This is a genomic window from Bifidobacterium pseudolongum subsp. globosum (assembly GCF_000741295.1).
Taxonomy (GTDB): Bacteria; Actinomycetota; Actinomycetes; order Actinomycetales; family Bifidobacteriaceae; genus Bifidobacterium; species Bifidobacterium globosum.
The window spans coordinates 80390-101657 of record NZ_JGZG01000006.1; the positions used below are offsets into that span (position 1 = coordinate 80390).

The following is a 21268-nucleotide window of genomic DNA, read 5'->3' on the forward strand; positions in this document are numbered from 1 at the left end:
TACGGCACGGCAACCGTCAGTTGTCGGAACGGTTGTAGCCGTTGCGCATCTTCATGCTCACCGTGTAGAGCACGCTGTTGAGCAGTTCGTCGGTGTTCTCTTTGAGCTGCTGCGCCATCGTCTCGTTCGCCGCCTCGAGCACGTCGCGCACCTCGGGGTTGCGCACGGCGGCGACGATGGCCTCCGGGGCCATTGGCTCGACGTCTTCGGAGATGTCGTCGGCCTCATACCGTTCCTCGAGCTGCGCGGCATCGAACACATCGGCGCCGCCGAGGCGGTCGACCTGTGCGTCCGCGGCGGCGACCATGCGGTTGCCGAGCGCGCCCATCTTCTGTTGGAACCGCTCGACCGCGGCGCTCGTCTCGGCGAAGCGCGCGTCGCACAACGCGGCGATGATGCGGTTTTCCCAATACATGTTCTCGGTGGTGACGCGCGTCGTGGTGTCGCGCAGATACGCGGGCGTGTCGTTCACGTTCGGGAAGAACGGCACGAGCGCGTTGAAGGGGTTGGACGCGTAGGTGAGCCACTGCACGGCGCGGTTCGCCTGCGGGCGGTACGGGCGGATTTGCATGACGGCCAGATGGTTCTGCCGGTTGATGCCGATCGGACGGTACAGGTGGCGCGTCTCCTCGGTGCCGAGCGTGCCGTAGGGGTCGAACTCGGTGCCCTGGTAGTGGGAGCTAAGCACATATTTGATGTCTTCGATCGTGATCTTGCGTTCCGGTTGGCGCGCCCACGGAATGTCGTCGCTCGTCGGCTTGTGGTCAGCGTCCGGACCGTCCCAGACCTCGTCGTACGGGTTGAGGCACCGCTGCATGTACCATGCGCGCGGCGTGTTGTACACATGGTCGGCGTCGGAATGCGAGCCGAAGGCCGACCGCGGGTCGAACGCGGACAGTCCTTCGACGGAAAGGTCGAGGTGGTTGCGTGCGATGAACTCGCGCAGGTCGGCGGAGCACATGCAGTCCTGCTGCTCGCCGAAGGCGTCGTCGAGGTCGAACTCGTCGATGCCCAGCTGGTTCGGCATCGTCACATAGCAGTCGTCCGGCACGCGCTTGGCAATCCAATGGTGGCCGCCGACCGATTCGAACCACCAGATCTCGCTCGCGTCACTGAACGCGACACCGTTGGATTCGTATGTGCCGTATTCCTCGAGCAGCGCGCCGAGGCGCTCCACGCCTTCGCGCGCCGTCTTGATGTACGGCAGCACGACGGTCACGAAATCCTCTTCGCCCAGGCCGCCGGGCACGGCCGGCTCATAGCCGTCCTCGCCTTCCGTGCCCTTCGCCGCCACATATTCGACGAGCGGATCGGCGCCGAGCACGCGCTCGTTCGTGGTGATCGTCTCGGTCGCGCTCATCGCGACGTTCGCTTCGTTGACGCCGGCCTCGCCCCATTCGCCGATGTGCAGGTCCGCGTTCGGCACCGCCGTGTATTGCAGTGGATTGTCCGGCAACGCCACCGTCAGATGGCTCTGCACGGTCGTGTAGGTGCGCGGCTGGTCGGCCGGCTTGACCACGACGAAGCGCTTCGGGTCGAACTCCCCGAAGCAGGAATCCTCATTGCGCGCGATGATCGTCGATCCGTCGTAGCTGGCGTCCCTGCCAACCAGAATCGTTGTGCAGCTCATTGATGCTCCTCATAGGTACAGCGGTCGCACCCCGGGCGGGGCGCAGTATACGCAGACACCTTAGAGCATTCCGTACTGATACGCCCAGAGCAAGCCATCATGCGGGATGATGGCCTTGGCGCCACAGCACAGCACCGTCATGGCATCATCCCGCAAGAGCGCACACAGATCCGTGCGCCAGTGCCGTCAGGCTTTGCCTACGAGCATCACACCGCCGGCGTCGCACACGGACTTGCCGCGTTCGAGCCCGTGCAGCAGCTCGTTGAGCCAGAAGCCCTGTTCGAGTCCTTCGACCGGCTCGCTCGTGCCCCACACCTGCAGCGCGTACTGATGGTTCTTGTCCGGCGGCTGCGGCCCGTTGTAGCGTTCGATGAGCGCCGGGTCGGAGCCGCGGTTCAGGAACGGCGAGGCGGAGGAATTGCGGCCCTGCAGCGCCTCGGGGATCATCGCGGGCAGCGAGCGCGAGAAATCGGCCGGAATCGACAACGCGTGCGCGTCGCTCGGGTCGAACATAATCGCCTCAACCGGCAGGTTCGCCACGGTCCAGTGGATCCATTCGAACCCGCACACGGGGATGGAATCCGGATCGCTGAACTCCCAGTGCAGGTACTTCGCACGCGGGTTGAGTTGGTCGATGTAGAAGGGGAACGACACGCACGGCACGGAGTCGACGCGTGCGTCTTCAGGCGCGTCTTTTGCGTACGCGCTGGGGATGATGGAAAAATCTGCGGTGATCAGCATGTTCCCAGTATGGCGTATGGGCTGGCCACCCGGGGGCGCACCGGCGTTTCCGGCGCGCCCCATGGGCGTGTCAGCGGCGTCATTCGCCCAGTTCGCACCACTGCGGTGGGTTGTAGAAATCGCCGTTGAGCGCCTTCGCGGCGATTTGCTGCGCCTCTTCGAGCGTGTGCTGCGCGAGTTCCGCGCGCACGTCGTCGAGGGCGACCGGGGTCATCGACAGCGAGTTGACGCCGAGGCCCGCGAGCACGACGGCCAAATCCGGGTCGGCCGCCGCCTCGCCGCACACGCCGACCGGCATGCCGTTCTTGTTGCCGGCTTCGCAGATCATCTTGATGACGCGCAGCACGGCCGGGTGCCATGCGGTCTGGTAGTTCGAGACGGAGCCGAGCGTGCGGTCCGCGGCGAGCGTGTACTGCGTCAGGTCGTTCGTGCCGATCGAGACAAAGTCGGTGACCTGCGAGACCTTGTCCGCCATCACGGCGATCGACGGCACTTCGGCCATCGACCCCACGAACTTCAGGCCGAAGCTCTTGCCGAGCTTCGTGAAGTATTCGGCTTCCCACTCGTCGGCCACCATCGGCGCCATGACCCACAGGTCGGCGTCGGTCTGCGCGTCGGCTTCGGCGAGCGCCTTAAGTTGGCCTTCGAGCACGGCCTTGTGCTGCGCGAGCGTGCGCAGGCCGCGCAGGCCGAGCGCCGGGTTCGGCTCGTCTTCGGGCGTCAGGAACGGCAGCGGCTTGTCGGCGCCGGCGTCGAGCAGGCGAATCACGACTTTCTTGCCGGGGAATTGCGCGAGCAGTTCGGCGTAGGCTTTCGTCTGCTCTTCCACCGTCGGCGGCTCTTCGTTGCCGATGAACAGAAACTCGGTGCGGAACAGGCCGACGCCTTCCGCGCCGTATTCGAGCGCGGTCTTGGCGTCCGACGGCTTGCCGACATTCGCGAGCAGCGGAATGCGGTGGCCGTCCTTGAGCTGGCCGGGCTGGCCGCGCAGTTCCTTGGCCTTGTCGGCGCGCAGCTTCGCGTCGTGTGCGGCGGCGAGCTGCTCGTCGGTCGGGTCGGTCGTCACTTCGCTCTTGGCGGCGTTGACGATCACGGTCTCGCCGTCGGCCAGGTCCACGGCTTCGGCGGCCGAGACGACGGCCACGATGCCGCGCGCACGGCACAGGATGGCCGTGTGCGAGGTGGGGCCGCCTTCCGACGTGATGATCGCGAGCGTCTTGTCCAGGTCGAGGCTCGCGGTGTCTGCGGGCGAAAGGTCCTTGGCCACGAGCACGAACGGTGTCTCGCTCTGCGGCACGCCGGGGGCCGGGCGCCCCATGAGCTCGGCGATCACGCGCTGGCCCACGTCGTGCAGGTCGGCGGCGCGTTCACCCTGGTAGCCGCCGATCTGGCGGAACATCTCCTCGACCTGGCCGAAGCCATCGAGCACGGCACGTTCGCCGGTCTTGCCTTCGTCGACCATTTTTGCGATGTTCGCGGCGAGCGCGGGATCGGAGGCGAACATGGCCACGGCCTGCAGGATCTCGGCGGCCTGCTTGGTGCCTTCATCGCCGTTCGCGGCTTCCTGCGCGCGGCGGTTGAGGTCGGCGTTCACCGCGGCCAGCGCCTTGGTGACGCGCGCGTTCTCCGCTTCGGCGCTCACCGACGCGGCGCGCGGCTCGTCCTTCGGCTCCGGCAGCGGCTCAGCCATACGAAGCACCGGGCCCACGGCCACACCACGGCCAATGCCCACACCTTTGAGAATCATTTAGGGACTCCTTCCATCCCACCCATTCCCCTACGCGCGTCGCACACACCGGGGCCCCACGCACGCCAGCGCGCGGCCCCGGCGCGACGGCACGGGAATCCAGTGAATCAATCGTCAGCAATTTTACTCGCGCACAGCTGTGTGTGGTCGTTTTTCCGGTCTCAGCTGACCGTGTGTCCGCCCAAGGTGGGCATGGTAACGTGTGCACTGTCTGCGGTATATCCGCTGCATGTTTTTGCTTATCAGAAGGAGCACACTATGGCAACCGCTACTCGTAGTACTGTGATCAACGATCCCGTGGGCATCCACGCCCGCCCGGCCGCACAGTTCGCGCAGGCCGCCGGCGCGAGCGGCTGCACCGTGACCATCGCGAAGGGCGACGGCGCACCGGTGCAGGCCGATTCGATCCTCTCGGTGATGGGTCTGGGCGTCAAGCAGGGCGACACGGTGGAGATCACCGTGGAAGGCGACAATGCCGAAGCTGTGGCCGACGAGCTCATCAACACGCTGCTCGCTGTCTGATCCGCGGCACACACCGCCTACACCAAGGCCCGCGATGCGCACTGGCGCACCGCGGGCCTCTTCGTATGCGCCTTTATGCGCGCCGGTCACTGCGGCAACAGCTCGCAGAACAGGGCTTCGAACACCAACTGCGGGTTGACGTTGCCGATCAGGCGGCGGCGCGCCACGGCGATGCGGTCGAGCCGTTCAATCACCTGTTCGCGGCGCAACGCGACCGACAGGTCCACGATCGCCTTGCGGTTCTCCACGTTCACGAGCCCCACCGAGCCTTCAGCGTCGTTCTGCAGCACCGCCACATCGCGGTAGACGCTCGCCACCGAGTTGAGCGCGCGGTCGAGCACGTCGCGCTGGCGGCGCGTGGCCTGCCGTTTGAGCTCGTCCTTCTTCGTCAGCGCGTTGTACATGCCGCGCAGGCCCGGCGGCACGCGGTCGTCCTCCCCCAGCCCGTTGATGCGCCGGAACTCCTGCTGCGCGCGCTCGGCCTGCCGGTCCACGTCCGCCTGCGCCTGCGCCTTCGCGCTCGCGATGAGCGTGTCGGCGAGCAGCACCGCCTGCGAGGCGCGCGCCAGGCCGAGCACACCCACCACGAGTTCGTCACGGTCGGCAAGCACCTGTGAATCGCGCGCATAGAGCGCGGCGATGCCGATATGCCCTTCGGCGAGGCGCGCCACACGCGCCGCCGTGGCCCGGTCCGCGCCGCAGCTGCGTTCCAGATACGCGGCCACATCCGCGTCGCCGGGCACGCCCAGATTGACGATGCGCGTGCGCGAGCGGATCGTGGGCAGCACATCCTGCGCGCTCGGCGCACACAGCAGCCAGATGGTGCGCGGGCTCGGCTCCTCGATCTCCTTGAGCAGCACGTTCGTGGTGCGTTCGAGCATGCGGTCCACGTCTTCGATAATGATGATGCGCCACGGCACCGTGCTTGGCGTCTGCTCGGCCGTGCCGATGAGGCTGCGCACGTCGTCGATGCCGATCGTCACTTTGTCGGTCGTGAGCGTCGTCACGTCAGGGTGCGTTCCGGCGAACACCTGCTCGGTCACGCGCGTCGGCGTTTCGGAAAGCCCATGGTCGGGGCTTTCGAGCGCCGCGGCGAACGCGCGCGCCACATGCGACCGGCCCGACCCGGGCGGCCCGCAGATGAGCCACGACTGCGCCAGCGCGCTCCCGTCGCCGCTACTGACGGCGCGCAGCTGCTCCACCACGCGCGGCTGGCCCACAATGGAATCCCATACACTCATACGGATTCACCCAACCAGATTCGCACTGTCTTGGCAAATCACCTCGGCGATGCGCCCGATTGGCTCGCGCGCGTCGAGCACAAGGAACCGCTCCGGTTCGCGCTCGGCGAGAGTGAGGAACGCGGCGCGCGTGCGGCGGGCGAATGCCGCGCCGGCCGACTCCATGCGGTCCTGCTCGTGTTCGAGCCGGCCGAGCGAGACCGCCGGGTCGATGTCAAGTAGATACGTACGCGCCGGCAGCAGGCCGCCAGTGGCCCACAGGCTCAACGCGCGCACGTCGTCGGCGGTCAGTTCGCGGCCGCCCGACTGGTAGGCGAGCGACGAATCGAGGTAGCGGTCGGTGATGACGATCGCGCCGCGGTCGAGCGCGGGGCGCACGACCTGCGCCACATGCTGCGCGCGGTCCGCGGCGAACAGCAGCGCCTCGGTGCGCGGCGCGATCGGCTCCGCCCCGTGCAGCAGCAGCTGGCGAATCCGCGTGCCGAGCTCGGTGCCGCCCGGTTCGCGCGTGACGACGACCTCACGACCGCGCGCACGCCAGAACTCGGCGAGACGTTCGACCTGCGTGGTTTTGCCGGCGCCGTCGACGCCTTCGAACGAGATGAACAGTCCGCGTGGGGTCTGCGTGGTCATGCGTTTGCACCCGTCAGCGGTTCGGCACGACCGGCGGGCGGCTGTAGCCGTCGTGTTCGGTCATGTACTCGACGTCGCTCTTCACGGTGGCCGCGGTGGTGCCGAGCTCCTTGGCGATGCGCGAGTTCGCCCACCCCTTGTCGGCGAGTTCGCGCACCTTGCGGCGGCGCTCCTCGCGCGCCTTCTGCGCGGAACCGGTCGATGTGGCAGTGGATTTGGCCTTGGCCTTCGCCTTCGTGGCGGACTTGCGCCCACGGCGCTTGGTGGGGCCGTGGGCGCGCTTTTCGGCAAGCAGACGGAACGCGTCCTCGGCCGAGATCGTCTTGGGGTCGTACTGCTTGGGCAGCGACCGGTTCGTCTCGCCGTCGGTGATGTACGCGCCGTAGAAGCCCTCTTTGATCGTCACCGGCTTGTTCGTGGCCGGGTCGTTGCCCAGTTCGCGCAGCGGCGGCTTGGCCGCACGCCCACGCCCACGGCCGTACTTGGGCTGCGCGAACAGGTCGCGCGCCTGCTGTTCGGTCACGGTGAAGATCGCGTCCTCGTTCTCGAGCGAACGGGTCTCGCTCGCCCCTCCCTCCACGGCGCGCGTCAGGTACGGGCCGTAGCGGCCGTTGTTCGCGTTCACCGTCACATGTTCGATCTCGCCGGTCTTCGCGTTCGTCTCGTCGGCCGCATACACCTCGCGCGGCAGGCTCAGCAGGCGCAGCGCGTCCGCGAGCGTGACCGTCTCAGGGCTCATCGACTTGAACAGCGACGCCATCTTGGGGCGCTCGCCCTCCGCCTTCTTGGATTTCTTCGCATCGTGCTCGTGCGCGGCCTGCTCCTGGCCGGGCAGCACAAGCGCCACATACGGGCCGTAACGCCCGTTGCGCACTTCCACCGTGCCGCCGGTGGCCGGGTCGGTGCCGAGCACGCGCGGGCCGCCCGCATTGCTGTCGATCAGCTTGCGCGCCTCGGCCACAGTCAGCTCATCGGGGGCCAGCGTGTCGGGGATCGTGGCGCGCTTGGGGTTGCCCTCGGCGTCCAGATGCGCACAATCCTCCAGATACGGGCCATAGCGCCCCACGCGCACGGCCAGTCCGTCGCCGATCTCGATCGTGTTGATCGCGCGCGCATCGATCTCGCCGAGCTGCGCGACCTGCTGCTGCAGGCCCTCATGCACGTCGTGCGCGGTGTGCGCGGCATCGCGCCCCGTGCCGAAATAGAACGCGGTGAGCCATTCGCGCCCGGTCTCCTTGCCGTGCGCGATCTGGTCGAGCCCGTTTTCCATGTCCGCGGTGAACTGGTAGTCCACGTACGTCGGGAAGCGCGTCTCCAACAGCTTGGTGACGGCGAACGCGAGCCACGACGGGATCAGCGCGCGGCCGCGCTCATACACATACCCGCGGTCCATGATCGTGGAGATGATGCTCGCGTACGTGGACGGACGGCCGATCTCTTTCGCCTCAAGCGTCTTGACGAGCGACGCCTCGGTGTAGCGTGCCGGCGGCTGCGTCTCATGTCCGTCGGCCTGCACACCGGTGGCGGTGAGCACCTGGCCTTCGCTCATCGGCGGCAGCGACGCCTCGTCGCTCGCCTTCGCACGCGCCGATCCGAGCACGCGCAGGAAGCCGGGGAACTCGATCACGGTGCCGGACGCCTGGAACACCGCCTCGCCGAAGTCCGGCGAAGGCGCGGTGAAGCGCGCGACGGCCGTGAAGCCGGTCGCGTCGGCCATCTGCGAGGCGAGCGTGCGCTGCCAGATGAGTGTATAGAGCTTGAGCTGGTCCGGCGGCAGCGTACTCGCGAGCTCGTCGGGCGCGCGGAACCGCGAACCCGCCGGGCGGATGCATTCGTGCGCTTCCTGCGCGCCAGCCGTCTTTGTGGCGTACTGCTTGGGCTGCGGCGCCAGATACTGCTCGCCGAACTGCTGCGCCACCGACTCGCGCGCGGCGGCGATCGCCTCGTGGCTCAATGTGACCGAATCGGTACGCATATATGTGATATAGCCGTTTTCGTACAGACTCTGCGCCGCGCGCATCGTCTGGCGCGACGACATGCCGAGGCGGTTGCCGGCGGCCTGCTGCATCGTCGACGTGGTGAACGGCGGCTGCGGACGGCGGCGGTACGGCTTCTTCTCGACCGACGAGACGAGGAAGTCGGCGTCGCGCAACGTGTCGGCGAGCGCCGTCGCATCGGCCTCGGTCAGCTGGCGCACATCGTCGTGCGCAGCCGCGTCGGTCAGCGTGCCCGCGGCGGTGAAGTCCTTCGAGCCGGCCACGCGACGGCCGTCGAGCGTGGTCAGGCGCGCGTCGAAGCCGGTGAGTTCGCCGAGCGCATCGGGGGCCTGCAGTTGGGCCACCACATCCCAGTATGGGGCGCGCACGAACGCCATGCGCTCGCGCTCGCGCTCCACGATCAGGCGCGTGGCCACCGACTGCACGCGGCCGGCGGACAGGCCCGGCCCCACCTTGCGCCACAGCACCGGCGAAAGCTCATAGCCGTACAGGCGGTCGAGGATGCGGCGCGTCTCCTGTGCGTCGACCATGTGGTCGTCCACTTGGCGCGTGTGTTCGAGCGACGCGCGGATCGCCTCGGGCGTGATCTCGTGGAACACCATGCGCTTGACCGGCACCTTCGGTTTGAGCGTCTGCACGAGGTGCCATGCGATCGCCTCGCCTTCGCGGTCCTCATCAGTCGCCAGATAGAGTTCGCTCGCGTGTTTGAGCGCGGACCGCAGTTCGGAGACCGTCTTCTTTTTGTCGGCGCCCACAATGTAATAGGGTTTGAAGCCGTCGTTCACGTCCACACCGAACTTGCCGTACTGCGCCTTCTGGTCGGCGGGGATCTGGCTGGGCTGCGCAAGGTCGCGGATATGGCCCACTGACGCCAGCACGGTGTAGCCCTCACCCAGATACCCGCCGATCTTCTTTGCCTTGGCGGGAGACTCGACGATGACGAGCTTGCTACCGGTAGTCATGCTCTTCTCCTTACACTTACGCGTTTCGAGACGTCATATTACTCATGCCGTGTGCACAGCGTGCGGCCGAGGTGTGGCGCACAGCTGAAAACACGGCCGTGGCGGACGGTCACGCGGCGCCCTTGCGCGGCGGTGCGGGAGGTTCGCCAATCAGGCCGAGGCGCGTGAGCGGGGCCGCGGTGATCTGCCGCATCATCAACACCATGCCGTTGACGAGCCCGGCGAACCCGACGACCATCGCGGCGGCCGCGGCACGGGCGCCCGGAGCCGCCCACGCCGACGCGTACTGCAGTCCGGGGAACATCTGCCACAGCACATAGGTGCCGTATGCGATCGCGCACAATCCCAATGTGATGAGCGCGGTGGCGGCGATCTGCACGCTCGGCGACGACGCACGGCTGCCCGTGCGGTCCATGCCCGAGGCGCGCGTGCAGGCGAGCGCGAACATCATGCACGCGCCGGCGATGCACACCGACATCACCACGTCCACCGGCCGGTGCCAGCGGTCGTAGATCACGCTCACGCCCACGATCGACGTGAACACGGCGGACAGCACCGCCGCGCACGCACGCCATGCGCGCGGCACCGCGGCGAGCAGCATGAGCCCGGCCGCCGCGGCGAGCATCGTGTGGCCCGAAGGGGCGGAATTGTTGACCGACGACTCCACATGCACGAGCAGCGGGCGCGGCAAAAGCGGTTTGAGCAGCTTCGCCGCGGCGAACGCGACGGCCGCGAACACGGCGAGCTGGCCGAGCAGCCACCAGCGTTTGCGTGCCGCCGCCACGAGCATGGCCGCGGCGCCGAACGCGAGGCTCACGCCGATGACGAGCCCCGATTTGAGATTGCCGAAGCTGAGCCATGCGGGCATCGTGTTGGCGAAGTTCATGATGGCCAGGTCTTCGTAGCTCTGACCGTCCACCGTGTGCACACCGAGCCAGTAGACCGCTGCGGCGACGCCTAGGAACACCACGCCGAACACCACGCACAGCACGACGCTCGATGTGCGCGGGCGCAGGGCGAGCGGGTCGGGCTGCGCGAGCGAGGCGTCGATCTGCGCCGACAGCGGGTCTTCCGCGGTAGGCGCGGCAGTGGGTGCACCGGTCGGCTGCGGCTCGCGGCGTTCCTCGAGTGGGGCCCACTGCGCGGCGGGGGTAGTGGCATCGCCGGCGGCAACACTATCGCTGGGGGCACTGCCGACGGAGACGTTCGCGGAGCCGTTGGCGCGCGGCTCGTCTTCTGGGGCGGATTCGTGTTGTGTCATGGCTACGACTGTACGAGCACGAGTGAACCTTGGCACCGACGCCAATGCGTGCGCGAATTGGAAGAGGGTATGGAAAAACCTCCGCGCACCCACCAGAGGCCACTTACCCTTGCTGCATTCCTGCCCTGGGGGGATTGGGTGACGTAGTGCCACGCGGAGGCTTTGACTAGTGTACACCATGCCGGGACCAAGCGGAACCGGCTGTGGCGTCAGGCCTTCCAGACGTCCTTGCCGTCGGCCTTCGCCTTGGCGACGTCGGCGTTGAGCTGGTCCTCGGTCGCTTCGACCGTGCCGGCGATGAACTCCTCAACGAGCTGGCGTGCCTCATTGTCCTCATGCTGCACGGCCGGGGACTTCATGAAGTACGACGACGGCGCGAGGATCGGGCCGGCCAGGCCGCGGTCGAGCGCGATTTTGGCGGCGCGCAGCGCGTCGATCACGATGCCGGCGGAGTTCGGGGAATCCCACACTTCGAGCTTGTATTCCAGATTGAGCGGCACATCGCCGAACGTGGTGCCTTCGAGGCGCACGAACGCGAACTTGCGGTCGTCGAGCCAGGCCACGTAATCGGACGGGCCGATGTGCACGTTGTACGGATCCATCTCGTGCGGCACCACGGAGGTGACGGCGCGGGTCTTCGAAATCTTCTTCGACTCAAGGCGCGAACGCTGCAGCATGTTCATGAAGTCCATGTTGCCGCCCACGTTGAGCTGGTAGGTGCGGTCGAGGCGCACACCGCGGTCCTCGAACAGGCGGGCCATCACGCGGTGCGTGATCGTGGCGCCGACCTGCGACTTGATGTCGTCGCCAACGATCGGCACGCCGGCATCGCGGAACTTCTGCGCCCACTCCGGGTCGGACGCGATGAACACGGGCAGGCAGTTGACGAACGCGCAGCCGGCGTCCATCGCGGCCTGCGCATACGCCTTGTCCGCTTCTTCCGAGCCGACCGGCAGGTACGAGATCAGGACGTCGACCTTCTTGTCGCGCAGCACCTGGGCTACATCCACGGGCTCTGCGTCGGATTCCTCGATCATCTCACGGTAGTATTCGCCCAGACCGTCGTACGTGGGTCCGCGCAGTACTTCGACGCCCAGTTCCGGCACGTCCGCGAATTTAATCGTGTTGTTCTGCGAAGCGCCAATCGCCTCAGACAGATCCTTGCCCACCTTTTCGGCGTCCACGTCGAATGCCGTGACGAACTCGATGTCGCGGACACGGTACCCGCCGAAATTGTTGTGCATCAGGCCCGGGATCTTGTCTTCGTCTTTGGCGTCTTTATAGTAGGTCACACCTTGCACCAGCGACGAGGCACAATTGCCCACACCGACGATAGCCACGCGAATGCTCATCTGAAACGACTCCTCCAAGTTGCGTGCGTTCATACAACCTTCAAGCATACCTTTACACCCCCGCAATTGCCATCACGGGGCGGTTCGACGATAGCGGAAGCGCTGGAAAACAACAAATTGCGCACATCTGCACAAAGGTCGCGGTCGTGTGCACGGCCGCGTATTTTCCATTGGCGAACCCGCCTTTTTTCAGGTGGAACGATTACCGTGGTGCTCATGGCTTCACAAACTCGCACCGCAAGCTCACGCCAGAATGGCGCCAAGCCGCGCACCGCCGCCTCAGGTTCCACCAGGCAGGCCGGCCCCTCCACGCGCCGCAGCGCCACGCGTTCGAGCGGCAAACGGCCCAGTGGCAGCCGCAACCAGTCCAAAGGCCACAAGCAGCCGAAGAACCACAAGAAAGGGTTGTGGTGGAAGATCCTGCTCGGCGTGATCGGCGGCCTGCTGCTCGCCGGCATCGGCCTGTTCATCTACCTGTATGCCACAACCGACATCCCCCAGCCTGAAAAAGTGGCGATCGCCGAAAAGACGAACATCTATTACAGCGACGGCACCACGCCGATCGGCTCGATCTCGTCGCAGAACCGCGAGATCATCGACTGTTCCGTGCTGCCCGAGTATGTGGGCAATGCGATCGTGGCGTCGGAGGACCGTTCGTTCCACACGAACAAGGGCATCGACATCATGGGCATGGCCCGCGCGCTCTACAACAACCTGACCACCGGGTCACGCCAAGGTGGCTCGACGATCACGCAGCAATACGCGGAGCGGTATTACCTCGGCGAGACCACGTCGTACGCGGGCAAGATCCGCGAGGCGATCCTGGCCATGAAGATCGCGAATTCGCAAGACAAAGACCAGGTGCTGTGCAATTACATGAACACGATCTACCTGGGGCGTGGCGCGTACGGCATCCAGGCCGCGGCGCAGGCGTACTTCGGCAAGGACGCCAAGGACCTCACCGTGCCCGAAGCGGCCATGATCGCCGGCATCATCCCCGCGCCGAGCTCGTGGGATCCGCAGGAGAACCCCGAGCAGGCGAAGAAACGCTTCGACCGCGTGATCCGCATCATGAAGGAGGACGGCTACATCACCGACGCCGAAGCGGCCGCCGCCCAGTTCCCGCAGGTCAAGGAGTACACGCTCAGCAACGACTTCGCGGGGCCGAACGGCTACCTGCTCTCCACCGTGGAATCGGAGCTGATCAACGCCAATGCCTTCACCAAGGACGAGCTCGAAACGGGCGGCTACAAGGTGGTGACCACGATTGACAAGGCGTTGCAGGACCGCATCCAGGAGGTGGGCGACGAACGCCCCGAGGGCATGCCGGAAACACTGCAGGTGGGCGGCATAGCCGTCGACCAGAAAACCGGTTCGGTCAAGGCGATGTACGCCGGCTCCGACTACCTCAAGCAGCAGCTCAACAACACCACGCAGTCCACGTTCCAGCCCGGTTCCACCATGAAGCCCTTCGGCCTCATCGGCGCCGCGCAGAGCGACGTGAGCTTTGCGACGCTGTTCAACGGCAATTCGCCCGAGGAATTCGAAACCACGCCCGGCACCTTCGCCGAAGTGCCGAACGCGCTCGGCATCAGCTGGGGCAACATCAACCTCAATCAGGCCACCGCGAACTCGGTGAACACGGTGTTCATGAACGTCAACGAGCATCTGACGCCGGAACGGTACGCGCAGATCGCGCATGACGCGGGCATCAGCGGAGACATCCAGACCGACACGCTCTACAACATCCTGGGCATCAACTCGCTCACCGTGTGGGATCTAGCACAGGGCCACTCGACGATTGCCAACAACGGCACGAAGAACACGCTGCACGTGGTGGACCGCGTGCTCAAGGGCGACAAAGACATGTACCAGCCGAAACTCGACACCACCAAGGTGTTCGACGAGAACGACTGCGCCCTCGTGCAGCACGCGATGCTCGGCACCACGCAGTATGGCACGGCCGCAGGCGTGGCGAGCGCGCTCGGCCGCCCCGTCGCCGGCAAGTCGGGCACGGCGAACGACGAGACCGCGGCTTCGTTCGTGGGCTATACACCGCAGCTGATGAACGTGTGGGCCATCTGGAACCCGGGCCCGAACGGCGAGAACCAGGTGGTGCCGCAGTTCGCCGGCTATGGCGTCTCGTCCACCGGTTATCCGTCGCATCTGTTCTCCGAATTCATGTCGACGGCGGTCGCCGACATGCCGGTCGAGCAGTTCCCCGACGCCATTGACAACGGCGTGATCGGCGGACCGGACGGCGATTGGGGTCTGGGCGGCAGCAAGCGCGGGTCCGGCAACAGCTACAACAACCTGCAGCAGACGCAGCCCACGCCGAGCGAGAGCAGCTTGTCGCCGTCGAATTCACCGTCGCCTTCGACGGAGCAGCAGCAGACGCCCGAACAGACGACACCCACCGAGCCGAGCGGCGGCAATACGCCCGAGCAGGAGCCAAAGCCGAGCCAAAGCACGCCGGCGCCCCAGCCGAGCGAATCTCCGGCCGAGACGCCGGGCGGCGGTGAATCCGGCGCCAACACGCAGCAGAACAAACCATAGTCTCCGTGCCGGCACAGCCTCACATAAGTACTGCCCGCAGCAGATCCCTCTGCTGCGGGCAGTACTTATGTATGCGCGGCGTCCCCGCTGATCAGCGACCGGAGCGGTTAATCGCGGAGATGATCGCCTTGAGCGAGCTCGTGATGATCGACGAATCGATGCCGACGCCCCAGACGGTGCACTTCTCCTCGTCTTCCATGCCGACTTCGCATTCCACGTACGACGCGGCGAGCGCGTCGGTGCCGACGGACATCGTGTGCTCGGCGTAATCGAGCACGGAGGCCTCCACACCGAAGGACTTCAGCGCGTCGAGGAACGCGGCGATTGGGCCGTTGCCGGTGCCGGTGATCTCGCGCGTCACCTCGGGCTCGTGTCCCACGTTGATGCCGCGGTCGAGCACGGTGGCGTGCAGCACGGTGTCGGAGCCGTCTTCGCCGGACGACACACTGACCTTGAGCAGCTTGAGGCGGCCCCACTGTTCGAGCGAGGCGTCGCCGCTGTCGCTCAGCGCGTCGCCGCTCGCCACGGCGCCGCCGTCTTCGACCGGCAGGTACTCGTCCTTGAACAGACGCCAGATGTCTTCGTCCTTGACTTCCTTCTTCGTCTCGTCGGCGTGCTGTTGCACCACGCGCTCGAACTCCACCTGCAGTTTCTTCGGCAGGTCGAGGTTGTGGTTCGCCTTGAGCAGATACGCCATGCCGCCCTTGCCCGACTGCGAGTTCACGCGGATGATCGCCTCGTACGACCGGCCGATGTCCTTCGGGTCGATTGGCAGGTACGGCACGAGCCACACGAAGTTCTCGAGTTCGCTGCCGGCCATTTCCGCGGCCAGCTCACGGGCTTCGAGGCCCTTCTTGATGGCGTCCTGATGCGAGCCGGAGAACGCGGTGAACACGAAGTTGCCCGCGTACGGGTGGCGCTCCGAGATCTTGATCTGGTTGCAGTACTCCACCGTGCGGCGGATCGTGGGCATGTCTGACAGGTCGAGCTGCGGGTCGATGCCCTGCGTGAGCAGGTTGAGCCCGATCGTCACCAGGTCCACGTTGCCGGTGCGCTCGCCGTTGCCGAGCAGGCAGCCTTCGATGCGGTCCGCGCCGGCGAGGATGCCGAGCTCGGCCGCGGCCACGCCCATGCCTTCGTCGTTGTGCGGGTGGAGCGAGAGCACCACGGCGTCGCGGTCGTCGAGGTTGTTGGAGACGTACTCCACCTGGTCGGCGAACACGTTCGGCGTGGTCATCTCCACCGTGGCCGGCAGGTTGATGATCATCGGGTGCTCGGGCGTCGGCTTGATTACGCCGATCACCGCGTTGCACACCTCCACCGCGTACTCCGGTTCGGTGCCGGTGAACGATTCGGGCGAATACTCGTAATACAGGTCGATGCCCTCGGCGTCGCCCTCGAGCTCCTTGCACAGCGCCGCGGCGTCGGTCGCGAGCTTCTTGATGCCGGCGCGGTCCTTGCGGAACACCACTTCGCGCTGCAGCACCGAGACCGAGTTGTAGAAGTGCACGATCGCGCGCTTGCAGCCCTTGAGGCACTCATAGGTCTTGCGAATCAGGTGCTCGCGGGCCTGCGTGAGCACCACGATCGTCACGTCGTCGGGGATCAGCTCACGCTCGATGAGCATGCGGATGAAGTCATAATCGGTTTCTGAGGCGCTCGGGAAGCCGACTTCGATCTCTTTGAAGCCCATCTCCACAAGCATGTTCCAGAAACGCAGCTTGCGCTCGGAGTCCATCGGGTTCACCAACGCCTGGTTGCCGTCGCGAAGGTCGACGGAGCACCAGCGCGGTGCGCGCTGCAGTCGCTTGCCCGGCCACGTGCGCTCCGGGTAGTCGAACGGCACCTGCTTGTCGTATGCCACGTACTTCGTATAGGGCATATCGCTCGGCTTCTGCGGGGCACCGATAAAACGCGCCGGAGGCAGCAGCGGGTCGTTGTTCCCTCCGTTGGATGCCGCAGCCACTGCGGCGAGATCAAACACAGACGATTGATCCTGACCCATCACTCCTCCTTTTTACTGTTATTGTAGATATAGTTGTTCCCTATATAAATAATCAATATGATAGTTCATATAGCGAGTGCGCGCGAGCACGCACAACCGCTACGTTATACAGCGTAGCGAAGAACCGGCGACGAAACGTCCGAATACTGGCATTTCCCCGCATCTTATTTACAACTATCGTGTATAAGCCGGCGCGGCGCCCAGTCAGCCGATCAGATTGACACCGCGGCGCGCCACGCAGTACGCGTTGCCGAGCCACGTGTGCCGCGAATTCGGCCACACGGAGCCCAAGCGCGGCGCGTTCTGGCTCATCCAGATGCTCGGCACGCGCCCGTCGGCGCTGCGCGAGCCGAGCAGATTGAAGCCGTTCTTCTCGAGCAGCCATTCAGGGTGTTGCGTGGCCACGGCGAGCCCCTCTTCGAGTGTGAGCGGGATGCGCTCGTCGGATTCGATGAGCTTGCGCGCCACGTCGGGCTCGCGGTTCACATAGCATGTGCCCGTGTGCGGGTCGACGACCAGGTAGAACGGACCCTCCGGCGGCTCGAAGCCGTCGGTCGGCAGGAAGCTCGCGATGTCGCGCGGCGGCATGGTGGTGAAGCCGGCCATGCGGTTGATGCTCGTGCGGGCGATCAGCGATTCGGGCGTGACGAGCTCGCGCGTGGGAACCAGCAGGATGTCGGTGCCGAGGTCGCTGTCTTCGAGCGCGCTGATGAGCGGGCGGGCGAGCGCGCGGAACGAATCCGAGCTCATGTCCGCCACGTCGGGGTAGCCGAGTGCCACAATGCGGTCCAGTTGTTTGGTCGCTTCAATCGATGCCAATGACATGGTTCCCAGCATAGCCGCCGCCCCTGCACCAACGCACGACGCAAACCCCCTTAGCGACCAGCCCCGTCGCATCCTGCACCAACGCACGACGCAAACCAGTCACCTGGCGATGTGCGTCGGTGCGCATCGCACCAACGCACCACGGAACCAGACTCCTTAGCATGCAGCGCTGGTGCATATGGCGGGAACGCGCCACGCAAACGCCACCGTACATAGCACAAGGCGCACGCCACGATGGCGTGCGCCTTGTGCAGGGGGCTATCCGGCCTACTCAGGCCGTGGAAGTCACAGCTGGTCGGCGAAATGCTTCTGCGCCACGACCTCGGCGAGCTCGACCGCGTTAAGCGCGGCGCCCTTGCGCAGGTTGTCGTTCGTCACAAAGAACGCGAGGCCCTTGTTGCCGTCGACGGCCTGGTCCTGGCGGATGCGGCCCACGAAGCTCGGCGTCTTGCCTGCGGCGAGCTGCGCGGTCGGAATGTCCACAAGCTCCACGGCCGGCGCCTCACCGAGCACTTCGCGCGCCTGGTCCGGCGTCACGTCCTGCTCGAATTCGGCGTTCACGCTCATGCCATGCGAGGTGAACACACCCACACGCACGCATGTGCACGAGGCCTTGAGGTCGGGCAGGTGCAGGATCTTGCGGCTTTCGTTGCGCAGCTTCTGCTCTTCGTCGGTCTCTTCGGAGCCGTCGTCGACGATGTCGCCGATCATCGGCACCTCGTTGAACGCGATCGTGCGCGCGACCTTCGTCGGCTCCGGGAAGTCGATCGCGTCGCCGCCGAACACGAGCTTGTCGGCGCCCTGTTCGACCGCGGCCTTCGCTTCGTTCATGAGCTGCTCCACGCCGGCGCGGCCCGCACCGGAAACCGCCTGGTACGAGCTGACGATGAGGCGCTTGAGGCCGAAGGCGTCGGCGAGCGGCTTCAATACCGGCATGATCGCCATCGTCGTGCAGTTCGGGTTGGCCACGATGCCGGCAGGGATCTCGTCGAGGTCGTCCGGGTTCACTTCGGCCACCACGAGCGGCACGTCGTCATGCAGACGCCACTGCGAGGAGTTGTCGATCACGATGGCGCCGGCTTCGGCAAACTTGGGCGCCCACTGCTTCGAGGTGCCGCCGCCCGCGGAGAAGATCGCGATGTCGATGCCGCTCAGGTCTGCCGTGGCCACGTCTTCGACGGTGATGTCGTGGCCGCGCCAGTTGAGCGTCTGGCCCGCGGAACGCGCCGAAGCGAGGAAACGCAGGTCCTTGATCGGGAAGTCGCGCTCGTCGAGCACGCGGCGCATGACCATGCCCACCTGGCCGGTCGCGCCGAGCACCGCCACATTGACGCCGCGTTCGTTGATTTGTACCATTGCCGGACTCCTTTACCGTGTTTGCCCTGTTGTGCCGTGTACTGTGCTGTTGGTTCAGCGGCCCGTGCCGCCGTAGACGACCGCTTCCACCTGATCCGCGTCGAGGCCGTAGGCGGTGTGCAGCGCCTTGACCGCCTCATTGAGCTGGTCGAGCGGCACAAGCGCTGCGATGCGGATCTCCGACGTGGAGATCATCAGCACGTTGATGCCCTTGTCGCTCAGCGCCTCGAAGAAGCGCGCGGCAAGGCCGGAATGCGTCTTCATGCCGACGCCGACCACAGCCACCTTGCCCACGTTCGGATTGACGTCGAACGAATCGTAGCCAAGCGCGTCCTGCTCCTGCAGCAGCACCTCGCGCACGCGCGCCGCGTCGGCGCCCGGCACGGTGAACGAGATGTCGGCGGTGCCGGTCGAGGCGCCCGCCTGTACAATCATGTCGATGTTCACGCCGATCTGCGCGAGGCGGGTGAACACGCGCGCCGCCATGCCCGGCTCGTCGGTCACGCCGCGCACGGTGGCGAGCGATTCGCTGCTGTCGTGCGCCACGCCGGAGATGATCGGCGTCTCCTGGCCCAGGTCTGGGAACAGATCGCCCATCGACTTGTCTTCGTTCTCGTTCATGTTGCTCTCCGTAGGTTCTGCTTGGTTCTGTACAAAAGTTGGTTGAAAATCCGGGGGCCCTCAGAGATTGGGCAGGGTGTGCGGGTCCACGCCTTCGGGCACCACGAGCGTGCCGCTGCGGTGGGAGAAGGAGCTGCGCACGTGCAGGGGCATCTTGAAGCGCTGGGCGTATTCCACGCAGCGCAGCGCGAGCACCTTGGAACCGCACGACGACATTTCGAGAATCTCGTCGTAGCCGATCACCGGGATGCGGCGGGCCGTGGGCACAATGCGCGGGTCGGCGGTGAACACGCCGTCCACGTCGGTGTAGATCTCGCAGACGTCGGCGCCGAGCGCCACAGCCAGCGCGACCGCCGAGGTGTCGGAGCCGCCGCGGCCGAGCGTCGTGGCGTCGCCGCGCTCGTTCTCGCCTTGGAATCCGGCCACAATCGCCACACTGCCCTTGTCGAGCGCGCGGCGCACACGGTCCGGCTTGACGGCGCGGATATGCGCGGCGCCGAACTGCGCGTCGGTCATGAACCCGGCCTGCGAGCCGGTGAACGAATAGGCGTGCGAGCCCGCCGCGTGGATCGCCATGGCCAGCAGGCTCATCGAGATGCGCTCGCCCGCGGTCATGAGCATGTCCATTTCGCGCGCCGGCGGGTCGGAATCGATGCTCAGCGCCTGGTCGATGAGGTCGTCGGTGGTGTCTCCCATCGCCGAAACCACTACCGCCACGTCGTTGCCGGCGTTCTTGGTTTCGATGATGCGCCGTGCCACACGCTTGATCGAATCGGGGTCGGCGACAGACGAACCGCCGTATTTCTGCACGATAAGAGCCACTGCTATCCAATCTTCTTGTCTGGTGAACCGTCCCTCGGTACGCGTTTTAGTGTACGCGGGAAGCGTGATTATTATATGGAACCGTGCATGCGATTCCATGGCGCCGACCATAATGCGGAAAATCGCGTCACGTTACACGGATTGGCGCCCCTGCAGCGCGCGCGAGAGCGTGATCTCATCGGCGTATTCCAGGTCGCCGCCCACCGGCAGGCCGCTCGCGAGCCGCGTGACCTTCACGTCGAGCGGGGTGAGCAGCCGGCTCAGGTACGTTGTGGTGGCTTCGCCTTCGATGTTCGGGTTGAGCGCCACAATGATCTCCCTGACCTCGTCGGTCTGCAGGCGGTTGAGCAGTTGGGCGATGTTGAGGTCGTTGGGGCCGATGTTGGCCATCGGGTTGATCGCACCACCGAGCACATGGTAGAGGCCGCGGTATTCGCGCGTGCGCTCGATGCTCATCACGTCTTTCGGCTCTTCGACGACGCAGATCACCGTGTGGTCCCTGCGCGGGTCGGCGCACACCGTGCACGGGCTCGTCTCGCACACGTTGCCGCAGATCTCGCAGAACTTCACTTTCGCCTTGACCTCGGCGATGGCCTCGGTGAGGCGCTGCGCCTCGTCGTCGGGCGCGCCAAGCAGGTAGAACGCGATGCGCTGCGCGCCTTTGGGCCCAATGCCGGGCAGGCTCGCGAACGAGTCGATAAGGCGCTGGATCGCGCCGTCATAAGCCAAGGCCATTGCCGTCTCCTGATCCTCCTAATCGTATGCGCCGGTCAGTGCTCGTCATGGTGTTTCTGCGCCTGCAGGTTGCGCGGGTTCTTCGGGTCATCGGCGCTGAAATCCTCAACAGACTTGACGTCGAATAATTCCTTGACGGCGTCCAGATCCATTATCATCGACGTGCTGATGGATTCGTCGGTCATCGAATACTCGTCCTCGTCCGGATCCACTTGCGGCGCAGGCCGCACAGGCTCGGGCTGCGCGGGCGCGGCGGCCGCGG

General features: G+C 65.8%; 17 protein-coding genes and 1 other RNA gene. 2 read left to right on the forward strand and 16 right to left on the reverse strand.

Annotation, left to right across the window (positions count from 1 at the left end; translation table 11 throughout):
- Positions 1–16: 16 nt before the first annotated feature.
- The 3 genes from BPSG_RS05470 to ptsP form a co-directional block, all read right to left on the reverse strand.
- On the reverse strand, positions 17–1630 hold the full coding sequence (locus BPSG_RS05470; RefSeq protein WP_026644150.1) for a C69 family dipeptidase: 1614 nt from the start codon (positions 1628–1630) through the stop codon (positions 17–19).
- A 186-nt stretch (positions 1631–1816) separates the two neighbouring features.
- Positions 1817–2371: a YbhB/YbcL family Raf kinase inhibitor-like protein gene (locus BPSG_RS05475; RefSeq protein WP_033502384.1), complete on the reverse strand. Its 555-nt coding sequence runs from the start codon at positions 2369–2371 to the stop codon at positions 1817–1819.
- 79 nt (positions 2372–2450) lie between these two features.
- The gene (ptsP, locus tag BPSG_RS05480) at positions 2451–4118 is read right to left on the reverse strand and encodes a phosphoenolpyruvate--protein phosphotransferase (protein ID WP_026644149.1); all 1668 of its coding nucleotides are present in this window, start codon (positions 4116–4118) and stop codon (positions 2451–2453) included.
- A 258-nt stretch (positions 4119–4376) separates the two neighbouring features.
- Here ptsP and BPSG_RS05485 point away from each other — a divergent pair, with 258 nt between their 5' ends.
- Positions 4377–4640: an HPr family phosphocarrier protein gene (locus tag BPSG_RS05485; protein WP_022858101.1), complete on the forward strand. Its 264-nt coding sequence runs from the start codon at positions 4377–4379 to the stop codon at positions 4638–4640.
- A gap of 86 nt (positions 4641–4726) precedes the next feature.
- Here the strand turns inward: BPSG_RS05485 and BPSG_RS05490 are convergent, their stop codons facing one another.
- From BPSG_RS05490 to BPSG_RS05510, 6 genes are all read right to left on the reverse strand, one after another.
- Positions 4727–5881 carry a DNA polymerase III subunit delta' gene (locus BPSG_RS05490; RefSeq protein WP_026644148.1) on the reverse strand — a complete coding sequence of 385 codons (1155 nt, stop codon included), beginning with the start codon at positions 5879–5881 and terminating at the stop codon, positions 4727–4729.
- Between the two features lie 6 nt (positions 5882–5887).
- On the reverse strand, positions 5888–6514 hold the full coding sequence (tmk, locus tag BPSG_RS05495) for a dTMP kinase (RefSeq protein ID WP_026644147.1): 627 nt from the start codon (positions 6512–6514) through the stop codon (positions 5888–5890).
- A gap of 13 nt (positions 6515–6527) precedes the next feature.
- Positions 6528–9473, reverse strand: coding sequence for a type I DNA topoisomerase (gene topA, locus BPSG_RS05500; RefSeq protein WP_026644146.1), 2946 nt, complete (start codon positions 9471–9473; stop codon positions 6528–6530).
- 109 nt (positions 9474–9582) lie between these two features.
- Positions 9583–10734, reverse strand: coding sequence for a phosphatase PAP2 family protein (locus tag BPSG_RS05505; RefSeq protein WP_080699287.1), 1152 nt, complete (start codon positions 10732–10734; stop codon positions 9583–9585).
- A 69-nt stretch (positions 10735–10803) separates the two neighbouring features.
- An RNA gene (gene ffs, locus BPSG_RS08450) (signal recognition particle sRNA small type) lies at positions 10804–10900 on the reverse strand.
- Between the two features lie 43 nt (positions 10901–10943).
- Entirely contained in the window at positions 10944–12086 is a 1143-nt protein-coding gene (locus BPSG_RS05510) for an inositol-3-phosphate synthase (RefSeq protein WP_026644144.1), read from the reverse strand.
- A 216-nt stretch (positions 12087–12302) separates the two neighbouring features.
- On the opposite strand from BPSG_RS05510, the gene BPSG_RS05515 reads away from it, so the two are divergent.
- On the forward strand, positions 12303–14642 hold the full coding sequence (locus BPSG_RS05515; protein WP_080699288.1) for a transglycosylase domain-containing protein: 2340 nt from the start codon (positions 12303–12305) through the stop codon (positions 14640–14642).
- Between the two features lie 91 nt (positions 14643–14733).
- Here BPSG_RS05515 and leuA read toward each other — a convergent pair whose 3' ends face one another.
- The 7 genes from leuA to BPSG_RS08715 all read right to left on the reverse strand — a co-directional run.
- A complete protein-coding gene (gene leuA / locus BPSG_RS05520) occupies positions 14734–16647 on the reverse strand; it encodes a 2-isopropylmalate synthase (protein ID WP_026644143.1) in 1914 nt (637 codons plus the stop codon).
- A 204-nt stretch (positions 16648–16851) separates the two neighbouring features.
- On the reverse strand, positions 16852–17472 hold the full coding sequence (locus BPSG_RS05525; RefSeq protein WP_022858109.1) for a DUF5701 family protein: 621 nt from the start codon (positions 17470–17472) through the stop codon (positions 16852–16854).
- A 285-nt stretch (positions 17473–17757) separates the two neighbouring features.
- Positions 17758–18828, reverse strand: a complete 1071-nt coding sequence (locus tag BPSG_RS05530; protein ID WP_026644142.1) for an aspartate-semialdehyde dehydrogenase — start codon at positions 18826–18828, stop codon at positions 17758–17760.
- 54 nt (positions 18829–18882) lie between these two features.
- Positions 18883–19449 carry an ACT domain-containing protein gene (locus BPSG_RS08775; RefSeq protein ID WP_026644141.1) on the reverse strand — a complete coding sequence of 189 codons (567 nt, stop codon included), beginning with the start codon at positions 19447–19449 and terminating at the stop codon, positions 18883–18885.
- 60 nt (positions 19450–19509) lie between these two features.
- Positions 19510–20271, reverse strand: a complete 762-nt coding sequence (locus BPSG_RS08780; protein WP_022858112.1) for an aspartate kinase — start codon at positions 20269–20271, stop codon at positions 19510–19512.
- A gap of 132 nt (positions 20272–20403) precedes the next feature.
- On the reverse strand, positions 20404–21006 hold the full coding sequence (gene recR, locus BPSG_RS05545) for a recombination mediator RecR (RefSeq protein WP_026644140.1): 603 nt from the start codon (positions 21004–21006) through the stop codon (positions 20404–20406).
- A 35-nt stretch (positions 21007–21041) separates the two neighbouring features.
- Positions 21042–21268: hypothetical protein (locus BPSG_RS08715; RefSeq protein ID WP_034879083.1), on the reverse strand; the 227-nt coding region annotated here is incomplete at its 5' end.

Bases quoted from the DNA above. Each gene is read 5' to 3' on its own strand.
- BPSG_RS05525 (WP_022858109.1), bottom strand. From the start codon at position 17,472: ATGTCATTGGCATCGATTGAAGCGACCAAACAACTGGACCGCATTGTG.
- ptsP (WP_026644149.1), bottom strand. From the start codon at position 4,118: ATGATTCTCAAAGGTGTGGGCATTGGCCGTGGTGTGGCCGTGGGCCCG.
- BPSG_RS05490 (WP_026644148.1), bottom strand. From the start codon at position 5,881: ATGAGTGTATGGGATTCCATTGTGGGCCAGCCGCGCGTGGTGGAGCAG.
- topA (WP_026644146.1), bottom strand. From the start codon at position 9,473: ATGACTACCGGTAGCAAGCTCGTCATCGTCGAGTCTCCCGCCAAGGCA.
- recR (WP_026644140.1), bottom strand. From the start codon at position 21,006: ATGGCCTTGGCTTATGACGGCGCGATCCAGCGCCTTATCGACTCGTTC.
- BPSG_RS08775 (WP_026644141.1), bottom strand. From the start codon at position 19,449: ATGAACGAGAACGAAGACAAGTCGATGGGCGATCTGTTCCCAGACCTG.
- BPSG_RS05530 (WP_026644142.1), bottom strand. From the start codon at position 18,828: ATGGTACAAATCAACGAACGCGGCGTCAATGTGGCGGTGCTCGGCGCG.
- BPSG_RS05510 (WP_026644144.1), bottom strand. From the start codon at position 12,086: ATGAGCATTCGCGTGGCTATCGTCGGTGTGGGCAATTGTGCCTCGTCG.
- BPSG_RS05505 (WP_080699287.1), bottom strand. From the start codon at position 10,734: ATGACACAACACGAATCCGCCCCAGAAGACGAGCCGCGCGCCAACGGC.
- tmk (WP_026644147.1), bottom strand. From the start codon at position 6,514: ATGACCACGCAGACCCCACGCGGACTGTTCATCTCGTTCGAAGGCGTC.
- BPSG_RS05485 (WP_022858101.1), top strand. From the start codon at position 4,377: ATGGCAACCGCTACTCGTAGTACTGTGATCAACGATCCCGTGGGCATC.
- leuA (WP_026644143.1), bottom strand. From the start codon at position 16,647: ATGGGTCAGGATCAATCGTCTGTGTTTGATCTCGCCGCAGTGGCTGCG.
- BPSG_RS05470 (WP_026644150.1), bottom strand. From the start codon at position 1,630: ATGAGCTGCACAACGATTCTGGTTGGCAGGGACGCCAGCTACGACGGA.
- BPSG_RS05515 (WP_080699288.1), top strand. From the start codon at position 12,303: ATGGCTTCACAAACTCGCACCGCAAGCTCACGCCAGAATGGCGCCAAG.
- BPSG_RS05475 (WP_033502384.1), bottom strand. From the start codon at position 2,371: ATGCTGATCACCGCAGATTTTTCCATCATCCCCAGCGCGTACGCAAAA.